At 64.5% G+C, this 17,337-nt stretch carries 18 protein-coding genes; 8 read left to right on the forward strand and 10 right to left on the reverse strand.

Annotation, left to right across the window (positions count from 1 at the left end):
- The first annotated feature begins 52 nt into the window (after nt 1-52).
- Nucleotides 53-1,291: a multifunctional CCA addition/repair protein gene (locus OKC44_RS14750; RefSeq protein ID WP_270813684.1), complete on the forward strand. Its 1,239-nt coding sequence runs from the start codon at nt 53-55 to the stop codon at nt 1,289-1,291.
- A gap of 83 nt (nt 1,292-1,374) precedes the next feature.
- On the opposite strand, the gene OKC44_RS14755 is transcribed toward OKC44_RS14750, so the two are convergent.
- From OKC44_RS14755 to OKC44_RS14770, 4 genes are all read right to left on the reverse strand, one after another.
- Nucleotides 1,375-2,253 carry a hypothetical protein gene (locus tag OKC44_RS14755; RefSeq protein ID WP_270814073.1) on the reverse strand — a complete coding sequence of 293 codons (879 nt, stop codon included), beginning with the start codon at nt 2,251-2,253 and terminating at the stop codon, nt 1,375-1,377.
- A gap of 76 nt (nt 2,254-2,329) precedes the next feature.
- A complete protein-coding gene (locus OKC44_RS14760) occupies nt 2,330-3,244 on the reverse strand; it encodes a hypothetical protein (protein ID WP_130631598.1) in 915 nt (304 codons plus the stop codon).
- Nucleotides 3,245-3,340: 96 nt separating this feature from the next.
- Nucleotides 3,341-4,030 carry an LrgB family protein gene (locus OKC44_RS14765; RefSeq protein ID WP_011707492.1) on the reverse strand — a complete coding sequence of 230 codons (690 nt, stop codon included), beginning with the start codon at nt 4,028-4,030 and terminating at the stop codon, nt 3,341-3,343.
- Nucleotides 4,023-4,424: a CidA/LrgA family protein gene (locus OKC44_RS14770; protein ID WP_011707491.1), complete on the reverse strand. Its 402-nt coding sequence runs from the start codon at nt 4,422-4,424 to the stop codon at nt 4,023-4,025. The genes OKC44_RS14765 and OKC44_RS14770 overlap by 8 nt, the downstream gene beginning before the upstream one ends.
- A gap of 127 nt (nt 4,425-4,551) precedes the next feature.
- Here OKC44_RS14770 and OKC44_RS14775 point away from each other — a divergent pair, with 127 nt between their 5' ends.
- The gene (locus OKC44_RS14775) at nt 4,552-5,445 is read left to right on the forward strand and encodes a LysR family transcriptional regulator (RefSeq protein ID WP_270813687.1); all 894 of its coding nucleotides are present in this window, start codon (nt 4,552-4,554) and stop codon (nt 5,443-5,445) included.
- A 15-nt stretch (nt 5,446-5,460) separates the two neighbouring features.
- Here OKC44_RS14775 and pdxR read toward each other — a convergent pair whose 3' ends face one another.
- On the reverse strand, nt 5,461-6,894 hold the full coding sequence (gene pdxR / locus OKC44_RS14780; protein WP_270813689.1) for a MocR-like pyridoxine biosynthesis transcription factor PdxR: 1,434 nt from the start codon (nt 6,892-6,894) through the stop codon (nt 5,461-5,463).
- A 128-nt stretch (nt 6,895-7,022) separates the two neighbouring features.
- Between pdxR and OKC44_RS14785 the strand changes: the two genes are divergently transcribed.
- The 4 genes from OKC44_RS14785 (at nt 7,023) to OKC44_RS14800 (ending at nt 10,140) form a co-directional block, all read left to right on the forward strand.
- On the forward strand, nt 7,023-7,490 hold the full coding sequence (locus OKC44_RS14785) for an OsmC family protein (RefSeq protein ID WP_011707488.1): 468 nt from the start codon (nt 7,023-7,025) through the stop codon (nt 7,488-7,490).
- Nucleotides 7,491-7,507: 17 nt separating this feature from the next.
- Nucleotides 7,508-7,945 carry a rhodanese-like domain-containing protein gene (locus OKC44_RS14790; RefSeq protein WP_139390706.1) on the forward strand — a complete coding sequence of 146 codons (438 nt, stop codon included), beginning with the start codon at nt 7,508-7,510 and terminating at the stop codon, nt 7,943-7,945.
- The gene (locus OKC44_RS14795) at nt 7,935-8,657 is read left to right on the forward strand and encodes a GNAT family N-acetyltransferase (protein ID WP_077095191.1); all 723 of its coding nucleotides are present in this window, start codon (nt 7,935-7,937) and stop codon (nt 8,655-8,657) included. Before OKC44_RS14790 ends, OKC44_RS14795 begins: the two co-directional genes overlap by 11 nt.
- A gap of 220 nt (nt 8,658-8,877) precedes the next feature.
- Nucleotides 8,878-10,140, forward strand: a complete 1,263-nt coding sequence (locus OKC44_RS14800) for a DUF1479 domain-containing protein (RefSeq protein WP_270813693.1) — start codon at nt 8,878-8,880, stop codon at nt 10,138-10,140.
- A 48-nt stretch (nt 10,141-10,188) separates the two neighbouring features.
- Here OKC44_RS14800 and ybaK read toward each other — a convergent pair whose 3' ends face one another.
- The 3 genes from ybaK to OKC44_RS14815 form a co-directional block, all read right to left on the reverse strand.
- The gene (ybaK, locus tag OKC44_RS14805) at nt 10,189-10,650 is read right to left on the reverse strand and encodes a Cys-tRNA(Pro) deacylase (protein ID WP_011707484.1); all 462 of its coding nucleotides are present in this window, start codon (nt 10,648-10,650) and stop codon (nt 10,189-10,191) included.
- Nucleotides 10,651-10,797: 147 nt separating this feature from the next.
- Complete coding sequence (locus OKC44_RS14810; RefSeq protein WP_016352095.1) at nt 10,798-12,063, reverse strand: inorganic phosphate transporter; 1,266 nt, start codon at nt 12,061-12,063, stop codon at nt 10,798-10,800.
- Nucleotides 12,064-12,086: 23 nt separating this feature from the next.
- Entirely contained in the window at nt 12,087-12,767 is a 681-nt protein-coding gene (locus OKC44_RS14815) for a TIGR00153 family protein (RefSeq protein ID WP_005305357.1), read from the reverse strand.
- A 169-nt stretch (nt 12,768-12,936) separates the two neighbouring features.
- On the opposite strand from OKC44_RS14815, the gene OKC44_RS14820 reads away from it, so the two are divergent.
- Nucleotides 12,937-13,896 (forward strand): CYTH domain-containing protein, encoded by a 960-nt coding sequence (locus tag OKC44_RS14820; RefSeq protein WP_270814075.1) that lies wholly within the window; start codon nt 12,937-12,939, stop codon nt 13,894-13,896.
- A gap of 107 nt (nt 13,897-14,003) precedes the next feature.
- On the opposite strand, the gene OKC44_RS14825 is transcribed toward OKC44_RS14820, so the two are convergent.
- Together OKC44_RS14825 and lpxL are read right to left on the reverse strand one after the other, a co-directional pair.
- Nucleotides 14,004-14,471 (reverse strand): energy transducer TonB, encoded by a 468-nt coding sequence (locus OKC44_RS14825; RefSeq protein WP_158196603.1) that lies wholly within the window; start codon nt 14,469-14,471, stop codon nt 14,004-14,006.
- Between the two features lie 152 nt (nt 14,472-14,623).
- Nucleotides 14,624-15,547 carry an LpxL/LpxP family Kdo(2)-lipid IV(A) lauroyl/palmitoleoyl acyltransferase gene (gene lpxL, locus OKC44_RS14830; RefSeq protein WP_124252084.1) on the reverse strand — a complete coding sequence of 308 codons (924 nt, stop codon included), beginning with the start codon at nt 15,545-15,547 and terminating at the stop codon, nt 14,624-14,626.
- 305 nt (nt 15,548-15,852) lie between these two features.
- Here lpxL and hldE point away from each other — a divergent pair, with 305 nt between their 5' ends.
- Entirely contained in the window at nt 15,853-17,280 is a 1,428-nt protein-coding gene (gene hldE, locus OKC44_RS14835) for a bifunctional D-glycero-beta-D-manno-heptose-7-phosphate kinase/D-glycero-beta-D-manno-heptose 1-phosphate adenylyltransferase HldE (protein WP_043127108.1), read from the forward strand.
- Nucleotides 17,281-17,337: the final 57 nt, after the last annotated feature.

The following is a 17,337-nucleotide window of genomic DNA, read 5'->3' on the forward strand; positions in this document are numbered from 1 at the left end:
TCCACCGGCCAAACCGGTATAATCGGGACAGGTTTATCAAGGGAGACACAGCTTGCAGACTTATCTGGTTGGGGGCGCGGTGCGGGATCGCCTGCTGGGATTGCCGCAGGGCGACAGGGATCACCTGGTGGTCGGGGCGACCGTGGAACAGATGCTGGCACTGGGCTTTACCCAGGTGGGCCGCGATTTTCCCGTGTTTCTGCACCCCAAGACCCAGCAGGAGTACGCGCTGGCCCGCACCGAGCGCAAGCAGGGCCGGGGATATACCGGCTTCGTCTGCCACGCCTCGCCGGAGGTGACGCTGGAGCAGGATCTGCTGCGCCGGGATCTCACCGTCAACGCCATCGCCGAGGATGAGGCGGGGCAACTGCACGATCCCTATGGCGGCATCGAGGATCTGAAACAACGGCTGCTGCGCCACGTCTCCCCCGCCTTTGCCGAAGATCCGCTGCGCATTTTGCGGGTGGCCCGCTTCGCCGCCCGCTTCCACGCCCAGGGTTTCGTGGTGGCCCCCGAGACGCTGGCGCTGATGCGCGAGATGACCGAGGCCGGCGAGCTGGCCCACCTGACCCCGGAGCGGGTCTGGAAGGAGCTGGAAAAGGTGCTGCTGGGGCCGACCCCGCAGGTGTTTTTCGAGGTGCTGCGCGAGTGCGGCGCCCTGGCGGCGCTGTTCCCCGAGCTGGATGCCCTGTTCGGGGTGCCTGCCCCCGCCAAGTGGCACCCGGAGATCGATACCGGCATCCACACCATGATGGTGCTGGCACAGGCCTGCCGGCTTTCGCCAGCGCTGGCGGTGCGCTTCGCGGCGCTGTGCCACGACTTTGGCAAGGGGCTGACTCCGCCGGAGTTCTGGCCGAGTCACCACGGTCACGGCCAGAAGGGCTTGCCGCTGATCCGCGATTTCTGCGAGCGGTTCCGGGTACCGAACGAGTGCCGCGATCTGGCGCTGCTGGTGAGCGACCTGCACACCCATATCCACATCGCCTTCGAGCTCAAGCCTGCGACCCTGCTCAAGGTGTTCGACAAAGCCGATGTCTGGCGCAGGCCGGAGCGCTTCGCCCAGCTGCTGGACGCCTGCCGCGCCGACTTCCACGGCCGCACCGGCTTCGAGGAGCGGGTCTATGCCGAGCCCGACTATGTGGCGCAGGCGCTGGCGGCGGCCCAGGCCGTGCCGGTGAAGGAGATAGTGGCGGCCGGGTTCAAGGGGGAGGCTATTCGCGAGCAGCTGGCCAAGCGGCGGCTTGACGCCATCAGCCGGGTGCGCGACGAGTGGACCTTTCTCGAGGATTGACGAGGCATAGAGACGAGACATTGACAAAAAAGCCCGGGTCACTGACCCGGGCTTTTTCATTGCTGCGCCTGCACGGCGAGCGGCTATTCACCGGGGCCGAAGCGTTCCTGCACGGGATCGTAGAAGTAGGCCTGATAGTTGAAGTCGATCCCCTCGATGTAGGGGTTTTCCAGCCGGAACAGCCGGCGGGTATGGAGGTGAGCGAAGCTCAGGGAGGGTTTGAAGGTCTTCAGCCAGAGCGCCTGCAGGGAGCCGTCGCGCCAGGCGGCCTTGAGTCCCTGTTGCACCCGGGCGATGGCCTGTTGGTTGCTGTTGTGGGTGAAGAAGACCCTGGGCAGCGGATAGTAGAGCGCCACGTTCTCATCCATCACCAGCCCGGGTACATCCCTGTGGTTCAGTTTCTCCTGAGGCAACTCGTTGATCCCGCGGCAGAAGAGTGCGAAACGGCCACGCGCCACCATTTTGAACAGCTGCTCGTAGCCCTCCACCTCCTGCACCTTGAAACCGGCCCGCTGCAGGATCTGCACGTCGAGCCAGCCCTTGCCCTGACCGATGTCGAAGCGCTTGAGCCCCTCCAGGCTGGTCACTCCGGCGACGGCGTTCTGCTGCTCTGGGCTGACGAAGCAGATGCGGTAGCTGACGATGCCGAGGTGGATGGGAAAGCGCACGTAGTCGATGCCGCTCATGTCCCGGTCGGAGCGGTAGCTGTCCATGGCGAACAGATTGGGGTAGTCATTGAAGCGCAGGCTGACCCACATCCGGGCCAGGGTCATGGGGGGCGCGGCCTGCATCCGGTAGTCGCCATGGCTGGCGCGGGTCTTCTCCAGCGCCAGGCGCAGCAGCTCGCGATCATAGGTGCTCCTGGGATCGTGCTCGCTCTCCGGACTCATGTAGGTGAACAGGGTCGGGCTGGCCAGCACGGGCAGGGCCAGCAGCAGGGCGAGCAGCGGGGTCCAGTGCATCATGAGCTCCTGTGAAAGGCTGAGACTCCTCTGAGTGTAGTGGCTCTCCCCGGCTGCGGGCGGGGAGCCGCCGGGCTCACTGCTTGCCGCTGGACGGCTGGCCGGGCCCGAAGCGCTGGGTGAGGGGATCGTAAAGATAGGGCTGGTAATCGAAGTCGAGCCCTTGCAGCAAGGGGTTGTCCAGCCTGAACAGCAGCCGCTGGTCCAGCCTGGCGAAATCCAGCGCCGGCTTGAAGGTCTTGAGCCAGAGCGCCTGCAGGGAGCCATCCTGCCAGGCCAGTTGCAGGCCGGCCCGAACCCGGCGCAGGGCGTGCTGGTTGTCCTTGTGGCTGTAGAAGAGGTGGATGAAGGGGTAGTAGAGCGCCAGATGCTGGTCGACCGTCAATTGCCCCAGATCCCGGTGCGTATCCAGTTCGGTCAGCAGCTCGTTGGCCCCCCGGCAGAACAGATCCACCCGGCCACGCACCACCAGCTTGAACAGCCGCTCGTAGCCCTCCACCTCCTGCACCTTGAAGCCGGCACTGCGCAGTATGTCGGCATCCTGCCAGCCGCGGCCCTGGCCATGGCTGAACTGCTGCAGCTCGTGCAGGGTACGTACCCGGGCCACGGCCTGCTGCTGCTTGGGGCTGACGAAGCAGATGCGATAGCCGAGGATGCCGAGATCCACCGGAAAGCGGACGTAGTCGAGATCGTGGCTCCCCTCCGGGCGCGGGAAGCTGTCGATGGCCAGCAGGTTGGGGTAGAGGTTGTACTGCAGCACCTGGCGCAGCCGGGTTCGGCTCATGGGCGGGGCCGGTCGCAGCTCGTAGTCGCCGAAGCTGTCGCGGGTCTTCTCCAGCGCCAGTTGCAGCAGCTGCTGGCCGTAGAGGGTGCGCAGGTCCCGCTCACTCTCGGGGCTGACGTGGGTCACTATGTCCAGGGCCGGCAGAAGGGGGGAGAAGAACAGGCTGCCGGCCAGCAGCCCGAGGATCATCACTCTGTGGTTCATCATACCGCTCACTGCTGTCACATTGAGTTGAGTGTAGCGGCTGTGGCGCCAAGGCTGGGGGCCTGGGCCCGGGAAACCCGGCTTTTACCGACGCGCAGGTTACCAGAACAGTTGGCCGAGCAGGGGGGCCAGCAGCACGGTCACCATGCCGGCGATCATCATCACCATGCTGGAGACCACCCCCTCCTCGTTGCCCATCTGATACGCCTTGGCGGTGCCGGCGCCGTGGGCCGAGGCACCAAACCCCGCACCTTTGCCGAGGCGGCTGCGAATGGCCAGCAGGGTGAGCACGCTCTCGCCGACCGCCATGCCGATGACGCCGGTCAGCACCACGAACAGGGCGGTGAGATCGGTCTGGCCGCCGATGGCGCGAGTCGCCTCCACTGCAAACGGGGTGGTAATGGAGCGCATCGCCAGACTGCGCTGCAGCATGTCGGAAAGATCGAGCCAGCGGGCCAGCAGCACGGTACTGCCCACCGCCATCACCACCGAGGCGACCACCCCCACCGACAACGACAGCCAGTGGCGGCGAATGAGCTGGCGGTTCTCGTAGACCGGCACCGCGAAGGCGACGGTGGCCGGCCCCAGCAGCCACAGCAGCCAGTGGGATTCGGCCATGTAGTCCTGATAGGGGATGTGGAACAGCATCACTACCGCCACCAGCAGGGTGGGGGCCAGCAGCAGCGGCATCAGGGGCAGGATGCGTTTCTTGCCGTAGAGCCACTTGCTGGCGTAGTAGAACAGCAGGGTGAGGGCGAAGCAGAGCAGGCCGAGCAGGGTATCAGACATGACGACGACTCCGGCGGGCCAGTTTCAACTCGAGGCGATAGACCCGGTCCACCACCAGCGCCGTGGTGCCGAGCACCAGTATGGTGCTGAGCAGCAGCACCACCATGATGCGCCACCCCTCCTGCAGCAGCAGATCCTGATAGTTGACCACCGCCACCACCGCCGGCACGAAGAACAGCAGCATCTCGGCCAGCAGCCAGCGGGCACCGGCGCTGAACCAGTGGGTCTTGACCACGCCGAGCAGGATCAAGGCCAGCAGGGCCAGCATGCCGGTGAGGTTGGCAGGCAGCGGCAGATGGAAGGTACGTACCGCCAGATCGGCCAGCAGCCAGATGGCGGCCAGCAGGGCGATTTGGAAGGGGGTCTGGAACCAGCGAATGCAGAGGGCTTTCATGATCTAGGTCTTTCTGTGAACTTGCTCACAGTATAGAGAGAGGCCGAACCTGCAAAAAATGAATTTAAATTATCAAAATCATGCCAAAGAGGCATGATCAGGTTTTGCCGTCCGCCAGGAGAGAGCCATGGACATCCGCGCCCTGCGTTACTTTGTCGAACTGGTGCGGGAACAGAGCTTCACCCGCGCCTCCGAGAAGCTGTTCGTCACCCAGCCCACCATCAGCAAGATGATCCGCAACATGGAGGAGGAGCTGGGTCAGCCGCTGCTGAGCCGCGCGGGGCGCCGCTTCACCCTGACCGACAGCGGCCAGGTGCTGTTCAACCGGGCCCAGACCATTCTGGCCGAGATGCGGCAGCTGGAGGCGGAGCTCGCCGATCTGCAGAGCCTGCAATTCGGCCGGCTGGCGCTCGGCATTCCGCCCATGGTGGGCCACGTCTATGCCGATCTGATCCGCGCCTACCGCAGTCGCTACCCCAAGGTCGAGCTCTCCATCGTCGAGTACGGCGGCCGGCGCATCGAGCAGGCGGTGCTGGAAGGGGAGCTGGATCTCGCCATCACCATGCTGCCGACCAGGGAGGGGGGAGCCCTCAGTGCGCTGGAGCTGGACCAGTACCCGATCCAGGTGGTGCTGCCCGACCTCCCGCGCTGGCGGGATTGCCCTGAAATCCGGCTGGAGGTGCTCTGCGACGAGCCCTTCTTGCTCTACACCCAGGCCTTCACCCTGAGCGAGCGGCTGGAGCAGGCGTGCCGAGCGGCCGGCTTCGAGCCCCAGGTGGCGGCGCGCAGCAGCCAGTGGGACTTTCTCACCGCCATGGTGCGCAGCGGCATGGGGGTCGCCTTTCTGCCCGAGCCCATCTGCCGGCGGCTGGCGCCGGATGGCCTGGTGTTGCGACCGCTGGTACCCGAGCTGAGCTGGCGGCTCGGGGTGATCTGGCCGAGCGAGCGCTATCTCTCCCGTACCGCCGAGGCCTGGCTGGCGCTCTGCCGCGAGCAGGGGCAAACCGGCTCCCAAGGCTGAGTGGACGGGCCCCCTTCAGCGGGCGGCCAGCAGACTGCCCAGCTGGCGGCAGAGGCGGCGCAGGGCCTGGTTGTCGAGGGAGGCAAAGCCGAGCAGCCACCCCTCCTGCGTCGGTGGGCCCAGGTAGAACTGGCCGAGGGGGCGCAGCCCCAGCCCCAGCCCCTGTGCGTTGGCGGCCTCTGTCCAGCGCGCCTCGCCGCCGGGGGGCAGCAGCACGGCGCACTGCAGGCCGGCCCCGCTGTGGATGGGGGTAAGGGCGGGGCAGTGGCTGGCCAGCTCGGCCAGCAGCAGGTCGCGGCGGCTCTGGTAGACCAGCCGGCTCTGGCGCAGGTGGGTGGCGAAGTGACCGGCGCGGATGAAGTCGGCGGTCACCGCCTGCAGCAGCTGGTTGCTGTGGCCGTCGACCGCGGCCCGGGCCCGACAGAAGGACTCCATCAGCGGCCTGGGCAGCACCAGGTAGGCGAGGCGCAGCGAGCCGAACAACACCTTGCTGAAGGTGCCCACGTAGAGCACCCGCCCCTGGCCATCCAGCCCCTGCAGGGCGGGGAGTGGCCGCTGATCGTACTGGTATTCGCCGTCGTAGTCGTCTTCCAGGATCCAGGCGCCGTGCCGCTCGGCCTCGGCCAGCAGCGCCATCCGCCGCGGCAGGCTCATGGGCACGCCGAGCGGATACTGGTGGGCCGGCGTGGTGTAGATGAGCCGCGGCACCGGGTGTTCCCCCTGCGGGTTGAGCCCCTCTTCATCCACCGGCACCGGGTGCACCCGGGCGCCGGCACTCTCCATGGCGGTGCGGGCCCCGGGGTAGCCGGGATCCTCCACCCAGACGGTATCGCCGGCATCGATCAGCAGCTGGGTCGCCAGCAGGATCCCCTGCTGGGAGCTGGTGAGGATCAGGATCTGGTCCGGCTCGCACACCACGCCGCGCGATTGCACCAGATAGCTGCTGATGGCGCCGCGCAGCGCCTCCAGCCCCTGCGGCTTCCCGTAATTCATCCAGTCGCCGGCGTGCCGGCGCCACTGCTGCTGCATCAACCGGCCCCACAGGACCTGCGGGAAGAGGCGGGGATCCGGCTGGCTGGAGGCAAAGGAGCGGCCCACCTCGGGCACGTCGTGACAGGCGCCGCTGTCGGCCATCTCCTGACCTCGGCGCGACAGACCGGCCGCCGACTGGGGTGGGCGCGGAGTCGGGGAGACCGCGGCCAGTGCCACGAAGCTGCCGGCCCCCACCTTGCGCACCAGATAGCCCTCCGCCTCCAGCCGGCCATAGGCCAGCTCCACCGTGCTGCGGGAGACCCCCAGATCGGCGGCCAGCATGCGGCTGGCGGGCAGCCGGCTGTGCTGGGGCAGGTGGCCGGCCAGCATGGCCGAGCGCAGGGTGCGGACCAGCTGTTCGTGCAGCGGCAGATCGTTGGCTTGCTGGGTGGCAAACAGGGTGGGCAGGGCAGGCATGGGGATCTCCCGGGCGCTAATTGGTCTGCTCATATTGGCAAAATTGGTCGGCGTGGCAAGGCCATTATGTCGCTACATTGAGGCTCAAGGTTCGGGATTCACAACTATTGGCAATGAAAGGAGTCTGCATGTCGGAGTACAGCGCCACCATCAGCTGGCAGCGCGGGGCCAGCGAGCCCTTCGTCGATCAAGGTTACAGCCGGGCCCACTGGTGGGAGTTCGACGGCGGCGTCAGGGTGCCCGCCTCCTCGTCTCCCCACGTGGTGCCGCTGCCCTGGTCGGTGGCCGAGAACGTCGACCCGGAAGAGGCCTTCGTCGCGGCGATCTCCAGCTGCCACATGCTCACCTTCCTCTGGCTGGCGGCCAGGGCGGGCTACCTGGTGGAGAGCTACCGGGACGAGGCGGTGGGCATCATGGAAGCCAATGCCCGTGGTCGTCAGGCCATCACCCGGGTCACCCTGCAGCCGCTGGTGCAGTTCGGCGGTGAACGTCAGCCAGATCTGGCCGCGCTCGAGCAGTTGCACCACCAGGCACACGAGGAGTGTTTCATCGCCAACTCGGTCACCACCGACATCACCACCCGGATCCGGGTTTGAGTACAAGGAGCGTCACTATGAGTCATGTATTGAGCAGCGGGTTGGCCAGTGCCGAACAAGCCCGCCTCTTCTTCGAGGCCCAGCTGGCCTTTCGCACCGATCCGGCGGATCTGGCCGCCGATCTGCTGGCCGGTGAAGAGCGGATCGTGGTCATCGACACCCGTTCTGCCGGTCACTATGCCGAGGGACACATCCCCGGTGCCATCAGCTTTCCCCACGCCACCATGAACCCGGCCACTACGGCCGCGCTGGCGCGGGACAAGGTCTATGTCTGCTATTGCGACGGCATCGGCTGCAACGGCTCGACCCGGGGTGCCTGCAAGCTGGCGGCGCTCGGTTTTCAGGTCAAGGAGCTGATCGGCGGTCTGCACTGGTGGCGGCAGGACGGCTTTGCCGTCGCCACCGGTAGCGAACCGGGCGTGCTGCAAACGGGAGGGATTGCCTGTGGCTGCTGACATCCATCTGAACGAGTTCGGCCAGCCGGTCGGTGCGCCGCTGCCCGACTGGCGGGGCGCCGAGTTCCCGCCCCGTCGCCCCCTCAACGGCTGGGGTTGCCGGCTGGCGCCGCTGGATCCTGAGCGTCACGGCCCCGGCCTGTGGCAGGCCTTCAGCGCCGACAGCGGGGCCATGTGGACCTACCTGACCACAGGCCCTTACGCAACAGAGGCCGACATGCTGGTCTGGCTGCGAGAGTGCGCCGCCAAGAGCGACCCCCAGTTCTACACCATCTTCGACGAGCATGGTGAACAGCCGCTGGGGCTGGCCAGCTACCTGCGCATCGACCCTCTGGCCGGCAGCATCGAGGTGGGCTGGCTGCACTTTTCCCCCGCCTTGCAGCGCTCGCGGTTGGCGACGGCGGCGATGGCGCTGATGATGGCCAATGCTTTTGCCCTCGGCTATCGGCGTTACGAATGGAAGTGCAATGCCTTCAACCAGCCCTCCTGGCAGGCTGCGCTGCGCCTTGGTTTCAGCTACGAGGGGACCTTTCGCCAGAGCCGGGTGGACAAGGGGCGCACGCGCGATACCGCCTGGTTCTCGGTGATCGACAGCGAGTGGCCGGCGCTGCAGGCCTGCTTTGCGCGCTGGCTGGCGCCTGACAACTTCGATGCGCAGGGGCACCAGCGCCTGCGCCTCTCGACCCTCACGGCCGCCTTGCGCGGCGCTTGAATAAACCAGGGCGGCCATGGCCGCCCTGTTGTTTTTGTCGTCTTGTCTGCTCGCTGCTGATCTCCCTTCTCTTCCTGCACTGCTTCTTGACTGCGTCTTCACTGCCCGAGAGCGGAGAGGATTGTATTAACATTTTTTTAATGTATCTTGTTTTTGAAATTAAATGCCATTTCGAACGAAAGTTTTTTTGCTGGCTTTCGTCCATTATCCAGGAGGCAAGATGAGCGTCACCCATACCCAGTTGCCCGCCGATCACAAGGCGGCCATCCGTCAGATGAAACAAGCCCTGCGCGCCCAACTCGGCGACGTGGAGGCGGTCTTTGCCGAGGTCAGCCGCCGCATCGGGGCGCGGGTGGCCGAGGTGGAAGCGTTGCGTGCCCGTGGTGAGCCGGTGTGGCCAGAACTGGATTACCAGGCACTGGCGGCGGGCCAGGTCGGCGAGGCCGAGCGTGCAGCCATACGGCGGCGCGGCTGTCTGGTGATCCGCGGGCACTTTGCACGGGAACGGGCGCTGGCCTGGGATCGCGACATGCTCGACTACCTGGATCTCAACCGTTTTGATGAGCTGTATCGCGGGCCCGGCGACAGTTTCTTCGGCTCCCTTGCTGCGTCGCGCCCCGAGATTTATCCCATCTACTGGTCACGGGCCCAGATGGAGGCGCGCCAGAGCGACGAGATGGCGACCGTGCAGTCGTTCCTTAACCGTCTGTGGCAGTTCGAGCGGCCGGATGGGACAAACTGGTTCGACCCGGATGTGAGCATCATCTATCCCGATCGCATTCGCCGCCGTCCGCCCGGCACCTGTTCTCGCGGGCTGGGTGCCCATACCGACTCGGGGGCCCTCGAGCGTTGGTTGCTGCCGGCCTACCAGCAGGTGTTTGCGTCGATTTTCCGGGGGGACATAGCCGCCTACGATCCCTGGGATGCGGCCCATCGCACCGAGGTCGAGGAGTACAGTGTGGAGAACACCACCAAGTGCTCGGTATTTCGTACCTTCCAGGGGTGGACGGCGCTCTCCGACATGTTGTCGGGGCAGGGATTGCTGCACGTGGTGCCGATCCCCGAGGCGATGGCCTACGTGTTGCTGCGGCCGCTGCAGCCGGACGTGCCGGAGGATGAGTTGTGCGGTGTCGCACCGGGCAAGGTGTTGCCGGTCTCCGAGACCTGGCACCCGCTGTTGCTGCGGGCGATGAGCTCGATCCCGGCGGTGACCGCAGGCGATTCGGTCTGGTGGCACTGCGACCTGATCCACGGCGTGGCGCCGGTGGAGCAGCAGCAGGGGTGGGGCAACGTCATGTATATTCCGGCGGCGCCCCGCTGCGAGAAGAACATGGCCTATGCGCGCCTGGTGCGCCAAGCGCTGGAGCAGGGAACTTCGCCTGGCGACTTCCCCCGCGAAGATTACGAGGCGGAGTGGCAGGGTCGCTTCACCCTGGCCGATCTGAACGACCATGGTCGCCGCGCACTGGGCATGCTCCCGTAAACGAGACTGGCCGGGCGGGCCTGCGCAGTGGCGGGCCCGCTCACGCCTCTATTCCCCGATGGGGGCGGCAATCCACTGCATCAGGCGCAGCATGTCAGCAGGCGCTACCCCGACCGAGAGGCCGCGCTTGCCACCGCTCACCAGTATCTCGTCAAACTGCATGGCCGAGTCGTCGAGCACGGTGGGTAGCAGCTTCTTCTGGGCCAGCGGACTGATGCCACCGACCTTGTAGCCGGTCAGCTTCTCGGCCTCCGCCGGCTTCATCATCTCCACCTTCTTGAGGCCGGTGGCCTTGGCCAGCTGCTTGAGGCTGCACAGGCCGGACGAGGGGACGATGGCCACCACCGCCTGCTTGTCGTGATGGGCGATCAGGGTCTTGAACACCTGAGCCTCCGGCAGGCCGAGCTGGGTCGCGGCATGCTTGCCGAAGTCGTCGTGGGCTTCGCATTCGTAGGGGTAGAGCTTGTGGGGGATCTTGAGCTTCTTCAGCAGGTTGATGGCTGGCGTCATGATGGGTGCCTTGAGTCGAAACAAGGCCAAACAGTCTGCGCCTGTGGGGCGGGTGATGCAAGTTGCTCGCATCCCCAAGGGGTGGATGAGCGCGCCGAGATAAAAAAAGCCCGGGTCAATGACCCGGGCTTTTCATTGCAGCGCGCCTCAGGAGAAGCAGATCTGCAGCACGTAGAAGATGGCGATGGCCAGGATGGCGCCCGCCGGCAGGGTGATGACCCAGGAGACCACGATGTTGCGCAGCACGCCCAGGTTCAGCGCCGCGATACCGCGCGCCAGACCCACGCCCATGACCGCACCGACCAGGGTCTGGGTGGTGGAGATGGGCAGACCGGTGCCGGAGGCGATCACCACGGTAGCGGCGGTGGCCAGCTGGGCGGCGAAGCCGCGGCTCGGAGTCAGGTGGGTGATGCCGGTACCGACGGTGGCCATCACCTTCTCGCCCATGGTGGCCAGACCGATGACGATACCGATGCCGCCGAGCGGCAGGATCCACCAGGCGATGTGGGAGCTGCCGCCGATCTCGCCGCCAGCCGCCACGATGGAGGCGACCGCGGAGAGCGGGCCGATGGCGTTGGCCACGTCGTTGGAGCCGTGGGCAAAGGCCATGGCACAGGCGGTGATGATCATCAGGATGCCGAACACCTTCTCCACGTTGGCGAAGTGCATCTTGCTGTCATCCTGCGGGTTGTACTGCTGGCCACGAATGTAGAGCCAGCCGGCAAACGCCACCGCGATGGAGATGGCGATGGAGAGCAGGATACCCTCGCCGTCAGTCAGGTGCAGACCGACGTGGGTCAGCCCCTTCTTGATGGTCACCAGGCAGATCACCAGCGCAGTCAGGAACATGTAGAAGGGGACATAGCGCTTGGCGTTGTTGAGGGGATCATCGGTGTTGAAGATGAGCTTCTGCACGCTGATGAACATGAAGTAGGCGATCACGCCGGAGATGGCCGGAGTGATGATCCAGGAGCCGACGATGCCGCCGAACTTGCTCCACTGTACCGCTTCCGGGCCTATGCTCACCACGGCGAAACCGACGATGGCGCCGATGATGGAGTGGGTGGTTGAGACGGGCCAGCCGAAGTAGGAGGCCAGGATCAACCAGGCGCCCGCAGCCAGCAGGGAGGCGATCATGCCGAGCACCAGCAGATCCGGCGTATCGGCAAAGGCGTTGCTGTCGATGATGCCGTTGCGGATGGTAGCGGTCACTTCGCCGCCGGCCAGATAGGCACCGGCAAACTCGAAGATCATGGCGATGATGATGGCCTGACGGATGGTCAGGGATTTGGTGCCGACCGACGTGCCCATGGCGTTGGCGACGTCATTCGCGCCAATACCCCAGGCCATCAAAAAGCCGAACAAGGCCGCCACGAGCACCAGGGTAGTGCCGTAATTCGCGATAATGTCCATTCAGTGTTTACCCAGTCAGTCGATTACGAACGAGCCAGCATCAGTTCCAGACGGGCGCCAACGCGCTCGGCCTGATCTGCCAGGTCACCTACCCATTCGAGGATCTTGTAGAGGAACATAACGTCGATCGGATTGTATTTCTGCTCAACGGCTTGCAGCTGTTGGCGCAGCCCGATCTGCATGGTGTCAGTATCGTCCTCGATAAGATCCAGCTGGTGGATCATCTCGGCAACCATTTCAACCTCACGTCCTTTAAAGCCGGTTTCGAGCAGCTCATCGAGTTCTCCGATGGCTTTCTCGGCTTGGGCGGTCGCATCGATACAGCGTTTGAGATAGGCCATGAAATCGGCACGCATCTCGGAGGGGAATTCCATTTTGCGGCCAAGCATGCGGCCGGAAATATCCTTGGCACGGTTGGCAATCTTGTCCTGCTGGGTCAGCAGTTCGAGCAGGTCGGTACGGGCAACCGGCAGGAACAGGCCGCGAGGCAGCTTCAGACGAATTTCACGCTTGAGGATGTCCGCTTCTTTTTCCAGCTGGGCAATCTGCTGCCGGATCTTCTCGGCATCTTCCCAACGGTCTTCGGCAACGGCATCAAAGAAGGGAACCAACTGCTGGGAGCACTGGTGAACCTTGACGATATGCTTCTGCAGCGGCTTGATGGGGGACTTGGCAAAAAGCCCCAAAATAGTATTTACTGGCATGGCCAAACCTGTGTCGGTGAAAAAACACTCGATACGATTTTATGAGGGGCGCATGGTAACCGAACTGCGCCATCAATAAAACCGTGAATTAATCCTGATGTATCGCAGGCATTATATCCTCGCGCTTAGCATCACGCCCCCCAAAGTTGCCTGCCAGCCCGGAATGACTATGCAAACTGAGATCGAGATAAAGTTTTTTGTCTCCCGAGATATTCGACAGCCTTTTTTCAACCTTCTGAATTCACTGGAAATTATATCCAACTCTCAAGCCGAGCTCGGCAATGTCTATTTTGATACGCCAACGCTGGATTTGCGCCGCCTAGAGATGGGATTGCGGATCCGTCGCAGCGATGATTTCGCCGAACAGACGATTAAATGTCGGGGTCAGGCGGTGGGCGGATTGCATGCCAGACCCGAATACAATGCCCCGGTCGCTGGCGATATGCCCGCGCTTGACGCTTTTCCTGACGAGATTTGGCCGAGTCTTTCCACACGGGATGCAATCCAGGGTTCCCTGGTGGCCCAGTTTCGTACCGACTTCCTGCGCCGCCACTGGTTGATTGCCTTCGAGGGGGCCGAAATCGAGCTGGCCTGGGATCAGGGGGAGATCGTCGGCGTGCTCGGCAAGAGCCGCATCGACGAGCTGGAGCTTGAGCTCAAAGCCGGCGAGGCGAGCGCCCTGTTCGGCTTGGCAGAGCAGCTGGCCGGGCTTGGTGGCCTGCGGCTCGGGGCTCAGTCCAAGGCCCAGCGCGGTTATCGGCTGGCTGGGCTCGGCAAGCCGCTGGCGCTGCAAGCCTTGCCTGCATTGATCGACCTGAGTGCGGCCGAGCGTATCGCCCTCGGCCTGCAGCACTGGCAGCACCACGAGCAGTACTGGCTGGAGCAGATGGACGCCGAGGCGCAGGGGCTGGCGTTGCAGCAGCTGCGCCTGGGCATGGACCTGATTGCAGAGGCGGCCGGCAGGTTGCCGGCAGCGGACTGGCTGGTTGAGCTGACCCGGTTCGGGCCGCGGCTGGCCTCGGTAGCCGGACAGGCCGACTGGCAGCAGGCGTTGCCGGCCCTGTTCCTTCAGGCCGACTATGTGCGCCTGCAACTGGCCATCGCCGCCTGGCTGCATCGGCAAGGGTGATGAGCTGCGCCGCAGCGCTTGCAATGCAAAAAGGTGAGCCTGGCTCACCTTTTTCTTTAACTGTCGATGGGGCCAGCGGGCTGGCAATGGAGGTCTGCGCGGCTGATTCAGACCTGGGTGTAGATCAGTCCGGTGCTGCGCACCACGTCTTCCCCCTGGCAGCGCAGTTCCAGTTCGCTGGTGTCGCAGGGCTGGCCGTTGTGCTCGATGCAAAATTCGAAGCGGGTACGGGATTTTACCGGAATGTGCTGCGAGTTGGTGGGGGTGGCCTGCCATTGCCACTGCTGCAGCACGGCGATGGCGGCATCGCTGAACTGCGGGTCGCTGCTGTCCAGCACCCGGATCTGTTCGGCCCGTCCCGCCGGGTTGATCACGTACTCGAGCGAGCTGCAACCGGTCTGCCCGGCCAGGATGGCCTCTTTGGGGTAGCGGGACTCCATCCGGGTGAGCGGGCTCCACTGGGCGCTCACTTCCTTGAGATCGCTTAAGGGGAGGGAGGTCAGATGGACGCTGTGGGTCTGCTGGCTGCAGCCGGTCAATGCGCACAGGGCGCCCAGCAAAAGAGTGGCTTTCATGTTCGCTTCCCTTCGTTATTGGTATTGCTGGCGGGCCTGGGCCCGCCGCTCGGCAGGGCCATTAATAAAATATTCAGCCACGAATGAAAACCCTTTACCGGCGACAGGCCAGAAAAAACCGCCTTTCGGCGGCTTTTTCGGTTTTTTCCGACTCAGTAATAGCCCGCATCGTCCGGGTTGGGTCTGGTCTTGAAGCGGCGGTGCAGCCACATGTACTGCTCCGGCGCCTTGCGCACGGCGGCTTCTATCTCGCGGTTGGCACGGGTCGCATCGACCAGGTCGTCACCGCTCGGATAGTCGGCGAGCGGCGCCCCGATATGCAGGGTGTAACCCTCGCTGGTGCGAATGTTGTAGCAGGGCAGGGTGACGGTATTTTTCACCCGCGCCAGGGTGGCGGTGCCGGTGATGGTGGCGGCCTGCTCCACCGCGAAGTAGGGCACGAACACGCTGGCATGGCTGCCGTAGTCATGATCCGGCGCATACCAGAGCGCATCGCCGTTGCGCAGCGCCTTGATCATCCCCTTCACGTCCATCCGGTCCACCAGGTATTTGTTGGAGGCGCAGCGACCGTGGTACTGGGCATACTCCAGCACCGGGTTGGTGTTGGGACGGTAGACGCCGACCCCGGGCCGTACCAGGCCGAAGCAGCGGGCGTTGAGCTCCAGCGTGAGGAAATGGCAGGAGAGCAGCAGCATGCCCTGACCCTTCTCCATGGCGGTGATGACGTGCTCTTCCCCTTCCACCTTCATCAGGTTGCGCATCCGCCAATCCGGCCAGAACCAGGCCATGCCGACTTCGAAGATGGCGCAGCCCACGCTCTCGAAATTCTGCTTGAGCAGTTTCTCGCGCTCATCCTTGGTCAGCTCGGGCATCGCCAGCTCCAGATTGCGGCGGGCAATCTTGACGCGAGATTTCAGCAGCTTGCGGGCCAGACTGCCGAGCTGGCGTCCCAGCCACATCTGGCTGCGCCAGGGCAGTAGCACCAGCAGCCAGAGCAGGCTGAGGCCGAACCAGCTGGCCCAGTAGCGGGGATGAAACAGGCGGGGTTCGAGGCGGGGAGCATTGTCGTGGGCCATGAAAAGTCTCTTGTTCGCAATCGCCATGCACCGGGCAAGCCCGGTCGAATAAGGGGAGGCGATAAAGGCACGTGGGGATCCTGAACGGATCGTTTTATTCGCAAGCGGGGATTCTAGCCGAAAAGCGGGGTCGGGGGCGAATGGCTATGTGCTGGTCAGAGGGGCTGATGGTGGTTCACTGGCGTGACGGGAATCGTCACTACCGGTTTCTTTAAATGGAAACCGCAGGTTTGCTTTTTCTCCCTCAAATAAAAGAGTGTGATAAAATCGGCGACTGATTTTTCAGGTTTTGAGAGTCGATACAGATGAAGATCACCCTGCCCGAGTTTGAAAAAGCCCGCGTTCTGGTCGTTGGCGATGTCATGTTGGACCGTTATTGGCATGGCCCCACCGGCCGGATCTCGCCCGAGGCACCGGTGCCCGTGGTTAAGGTCGAACACATTGAGGAGCGCCCGGGTGGCGCCGCCAACGTGGCGCTCAACTCCGCCGCGCTGGGCGCCCACGCCGTGCTGCTGGGGCTGACCGGTCAGGATGAGGCCGCCGATGCCCTGGCTGGCCAGATGGCCGGCGTCAAGGTCGCCTGTGACTTCGTTCGTCTGGCCGACTACCCGACCATCACCAAGCTGCGCGTGCTGTCGCGCAACCAGCAGCTGCTGCGTCTGGACTTTGAAGAGGCCTTCCACGATGTGGACTCCACCCTGCTGATGGGCAAGGTCGAGCAGGCGCTGCCGCACAGCGACGTGATGATCCTCTCTGACTACGGCAAGGGCGCCCTCAACGACGTGCCCGGCATGATCCAGCGCGCTCGCGCCGCCGGCATCCCGGTGCTGGTCGATCCCAAGGGGACCGATTTCGAGAAGTACCGCGGCGCTACCCTGCTGACCCCCAACATGTCCGAGTTCGAGGCCGTGGTGGGCAAGGTGAAGAGCGAAGAGGAGCTGGTTGCCAAGGGGCTGGAGCTGGTCAAGCGCTTCGAACTGGAGGCCCTGCTGGTCACTCGTTCCGAGAACGGCATGACCCTGATCCGCGAAGGCCAGCCCGAGCTGCACCTGCCGGCCCAGGCCCACGAGGTGTATGACGTGACCGGTGCCGGTGATACCGTCATCTCCACCCTGGCCACCTCGCTGGCCGCCGGCAAGAGCCTGGACGAAGCCTGTGCCCTGGCCAACACCGCCGCCGGCATCGTGGTCGGCAAGCTGGGGACCTCCACCGTCAGCCCGGTCGAGCTGGCCAACGCCCTCTACACCGAGCAGGAGACCGGCTTTGGCGTCATGTCCGAAGCCCAGCTCAAGATTGCCGTGCAAGCCGCCCGCCTGCGTGGCGAGAAGGTGGTGATGACCAACGGCTGCTTCGACATCCTGCATGCCGGTCACGTCTCCTACCTGGCCAATGCCGGCAAGCTGGGGGATCGCCTGATCGTGGCGGTCAACACCGACGAGTCGGTGCGCCGCCTCAAGGGGCCGGGTCGTCCGGTCAATCCGACCGAGCGCCGGATGGCCGTGCTGGCGGCGCTGGGTGCCGTGGACTGGGTGGTGCCCTTCGCCGAGGATACCCCGCAACGGCTGATCGCCGAGGTGCTGCCGGACCTGCTGGTCAAGGGCGGCGACTACCAGCCTGAAGAGATTGCCGGCTATGCCGAGGTGACCGCCAACGGCGGCGAGGTGCGGGTCCTCAACTTCGAGGATGGCTGCTCCACCAGCGACATCATCAAGACCATCCGCGAACGCGGCTAATACTGATGGCCCCGTTTATCCGGGGCCATCGCCAGCAAGCGACGAGACCCGGATAAC

It is taken from the genome of Aeromonas sp. S41-2 (assembly GCF_027705845.1).
GTDB classification, from domain to species: domain Bacteria; phylum Pseudomonadota; class Gammaproteobacteria; order Enterobacterales; family Aeromonadaceae; genus Aeromonas; species Aeromonas hydrophila.